The sequence below is a fragment of the Streptomyces sp. AF1A genome, assembly GCF_047340315.1.
Taxonomy (GTDB): Bacteria; Actinomycetota; Actinomycetes; order Streptomycetales; family Streptomycetaceae; genus Streptomyces.
Map to the genome: position 1 here is coordinate 1 of NZ_JBLEBI010000313.1, position 3,758 is coordinate 3,758.

Below are 3,758 nucleotides of genomic sequence, written 5' to 3' on the forward strand. Positions count from 1 at the left end.
TCGAACTCCACCTCGAACCGCGAGGCGCCGGGGCCGGCGTCGGCGGGCCGCGGTGTGGACAGGGTGCCGCCGGGGTGCGCGTGCCGGCGGCCGGACAGCCCGTCGCCGCTGTGCCGTTCACCCATGTCCGTGACCGTCCTCGTCCCGTCCGCCGCGACTGCCGGATGCGCGCGGCCGTCCGGCCGCCGTGCGGAGGCGGCGGCCGGTCGTTCTCCCGTATGCATACGGCCCGCGGCCGCTGCCGTTCATGTCGACTCACCCAGCGTCCGGGGGCCTTCTTCCGTCACACCGGCGTCGGGGGGCTGCCGGGCGTCCAGGTGCCGCGCGAGGCGTTTCAGCCCCCGGTGGGCCGCCGTTCGGACCGCGCCGGGCCGCTTGCCGAGGACGCGGGCGGCGGCGGGGCCGTCGAGGCCGACGACCACACGGAGCAGCACGGCCTCGGCCTGGTCCCGGGGCAGCCGGCGCAGCAGTTCCAGGGCCCGCTCGGTGGACAGGGCCTCCAGGGCCTGGTCGTGGGTGCTGTGCGGGCCGGGCAGCTCCAGCACGTCCTGGTCGAGCGTGGCCGCCTGCGGCCGTGTCCGCCGGCGGCGCAGGTGGTCCAGGGCGCGGTGCCGGGCGATGGTCGCGGTCCAGCCGCGGAAGCCGGCGCCGTCGCCCCGGAACCGGCCGAGGTCCCGGGCTATCTCCAGCCAGGCGTCGGACGCCACGTCCTCCGCGTCCTCGCCGACCAGGCCGCGCAGATAGCCGAGGAGGCCGGGCTGCACGATCCGGTAGGCCGCCGCGAAGGCGCTCTCGTCACCGTCCTGGGCCCGCGCGACGGCCGCGCCCAGCTCCCCGTCCCGCGGCTGGCCGCGGCGGGGTTCTCCTCCCTGGCCCAAGACCGTCCTCGATGTGCCGAGTTCCTGGCCACTGCGTGGCGTACGTCGCGGTGCGACACGCTCCGGCCGTGTCCCCGCCCCCCACGGTCATCAGCGCCGGGCTTCACAGAAGTGTCACAGTGAACGGCGCCCCCGCCGGTGATGATCCGGTAGCTCCCTGCGCTGTAGGAGTGCCGCCTGTGACAGGTGGTGTCAACGTGTTGTCTTTAGGGGTGGGGTAGTTGAGTCCTCGTAGGACCCATGCGTACAGACCGCTCAGCTTCCGGCGCAGGGCGTGGCTGACGCTCGGCGCCGTGGTGGTGGGCGGCGCCGGAGTCGTCACGTACGCCGTCGCCGATCCGGGCGGGCAGGGCGACGGCAGGGGCGCGGCCCGCAAACCGTCCGTGCACACGCTGAAGCTGGCGGACCAGGGCGGCGGGCACCGGGGGCTGGCCCAGCGCGGCACGGACCGGTTCAGCGCCGCGCTGCTCACCTGGGACGACGAGCACGCCGGCGTCAAGGGCACGCCGGAGATCCGCTACCGCTCGCGGGAGACCGGGAAGTGGTCCGACTGGCAGAAGCTGCCCGACGACCCGTTCTCCGCGGACGGCGCCGAGGGCGCACGGGCCCACGCCCGGGCCCGGGGCGGCACCGCGTCGGTGTGGACGGGCGACGCGGACGGCATCGCGGTCCGCGTGGTCAGGGCCGACGGCACCCCGGCCGCCGGGCTCCCGGCCGGCATGGACGTGAAGCTGCTCGATCCCGGCACCGACCCGGCGGGCGCCTCGCAGCCGGCCGCGTTCGCCGAGGACACGACGGCGCCGACGGCGACCGGCTCCGCATCGCCGACCGACCCGGCTTCCCCGGCCGGCTCCGCATCGCCGACCGGCACGCCGTCGCCCACCGACTCGGCGTCCGCCTCCCCGTCCCCGGCGGACACGGCACCGGCGTCCGCCTCCCCCACCCCGACCAGCACGGTCCCGGCCCCGCGCCCGTCCACGGTCGCCAAGCCGCCGATCGTCACGCAGGCCGAGTGGGGCGCGTCCACGGACTACAACGGCACGCCCAGCTACGGCACCGAGATCAAGGCCGCCGTCATCCACCACACCGGCGTCGACGGCGACAACAAGGTGTCCTGCGCGAACTCGGCGGCCCGCATGCGGACCATCCAGCAGGAGCACTTCGCGCGCGGCTACTTCGACGTCGGCTACAACTTCGTCGTCGACCGCTGCGGGCAGATCTTCGAGGGCCGCAGCGGCGGCGTGGACCTGCCGGTCATCGGCGCGCACGACATCGGGTTCAACACGAACACGCTCGGCATCTCCTACATCGGCAACTACATGACCGCCAAGCCCTCGCGGGCCGCGCTGGACTCGATCGCGCGGATCGTGGCGTGGAAGTTCGGGATGTACGGCGTCGACCCGACCGGCAAGGTCACGCTGACCTCCGGCAGCCCCAAGGGCCAGGACGGCAATCTGATCGACCAGGGGCAGCAGATCACGCTGCCCCGCGTCTTCGGCCATCGGGACACCAACTCGACCCAGTGCCCGGGCGACAACCTCTACAAGAAGCTGCCCCTGATCGCGGCCCTCGCCAAGACCCCGGGCATCTCGCACGCGTTGCCCACCTCGGACTACAACCGGGACGGGCTGCCCGACCCGGTCGCGGGCACCCCGAAGGCCAACTCGGTGACGATCGTGCCCGGCGGCACCAGCGGTCCGGTCACGGCCGAGAAGATCACCCTGACGCAGGACAGCGCGGGGGTGCCCGGCTCCAAGGAGTCCGGTGACGACTTCGGCGCCTCGACCGCCTGGGGCGACGTCAACGGCGACGGCTACGCCGACCTCGCCGTCGGCGCCCCCGGCGAGGACGACACCAGCGGCCACGCCGACCGCGGCTCCGTCACGGTCATGTACGGCCCCGCCCTCCACACCGGCTTCTCGTACACCACGTCGGGCAGCGTCACGGCGACCGGCGCCAGGCTCGGCTCGGCGGTGGCGGTCGGCGACTTCAACGGCGACGGCAAGGCCGACGTGTTCGCGGCCGGTACCGGCAGGGGCGGCAGCTACGGCGTCCGGCTGACCGGCGGCGCCACCACCTCCGGCACGCTGACCACGGCCACCGGCTCGCTCGCCTACCTGGACGCCACGAGCGGTGACTTCAACCGGGACGGATACGCCGATGTCGCGCTCAACTACCGCGACACGGGCGGCATCTCGCGCGTGGTGCGGTTCGCGGGCTCGGCGGGCGGGCTGACGAAGGCGGGCGTGCTCAGCGTCAGGGGCGGCCGGTCGGTCGCGTCGGCCGACTTCAACGCCGACGGCTACGACGACCTGGTCATCGGGCAGGCGTACACCGCGGAGTCCGGCGCCCACAAGGGCGGCCAGGTGACCATGCTGCTCGGCACCTCCACCGGCTTCACCACCAGCGGCATGAAGACGATCCACCAGGACACCAGCGGGGTACCGGGTGCCGCCGAGGACGGCGACGCCATGGGCGCGTCGGTCTCCGCCGGCGACTACAACGGCGACGGCTACCCGGACGTCCTGGCCGGACTGCCCGGCGAGGACCTCACCCGAGACGGGGCGAACCGCTCCAACGCCGGCTCGGTGCTGCTGCTCAAGGGCGGTTCCACCGGCATCACGGGCTCCGGCGCGATCGCCGTCTCGCAGGACACCTCGGGGGTGCCCGGCTCCGCCGAGAGCGGTGACCACCTCGGCTCGGCGGTGTCGCTGGCCGACCTGTCCGGGTACGGCCGGGCCGACCTGCTGTTCGGCGTGGCCGGCGAGGACGGCGGCAACGGCATCGTGATGTACCTGCCGAGCAACACCTCGGGCCTCGGTTACCCGCAGACGAAGATCCTCAGCAGGTCGGCCCTCGGCACGCCGGCGGGCGCGGCCC

2 protein-coding genes are annotated in these 3,758 nt (G+C 74.2%); one reads left to right on the forward strand and one right to left on the reverse strand.

Annotated features, from left to right (window positions below; genetic code table 11):
* Nucleotides 1–245: 245 nt before the first annotated feature.
* Nucleotides 246–878, reverse strand: coding sequence for an RNA polymerase sigma factor (locus ACLU3S_RS36170; RefSeq protein ID WP_413956216.1), 633 nt, complete (start codon nt 876–878; stop codon nt 246–248).
* Nucleotides 879–1,099: 221 nt separating this feature from the next.
* On the opposite strand from ACLU3S_RS36170, the gene ACLU3S_RS36175 reads away from it, so the two are divergent.
* Nucleotides 1,100–3,758 (forward strand): FG-GAP-like repeat-containing protein (locus ACLU3S_RS36175; RefSeq protein WP_413956217.1); only part of this gene is annotated, 2,659 nt, incomplete at its 3' end.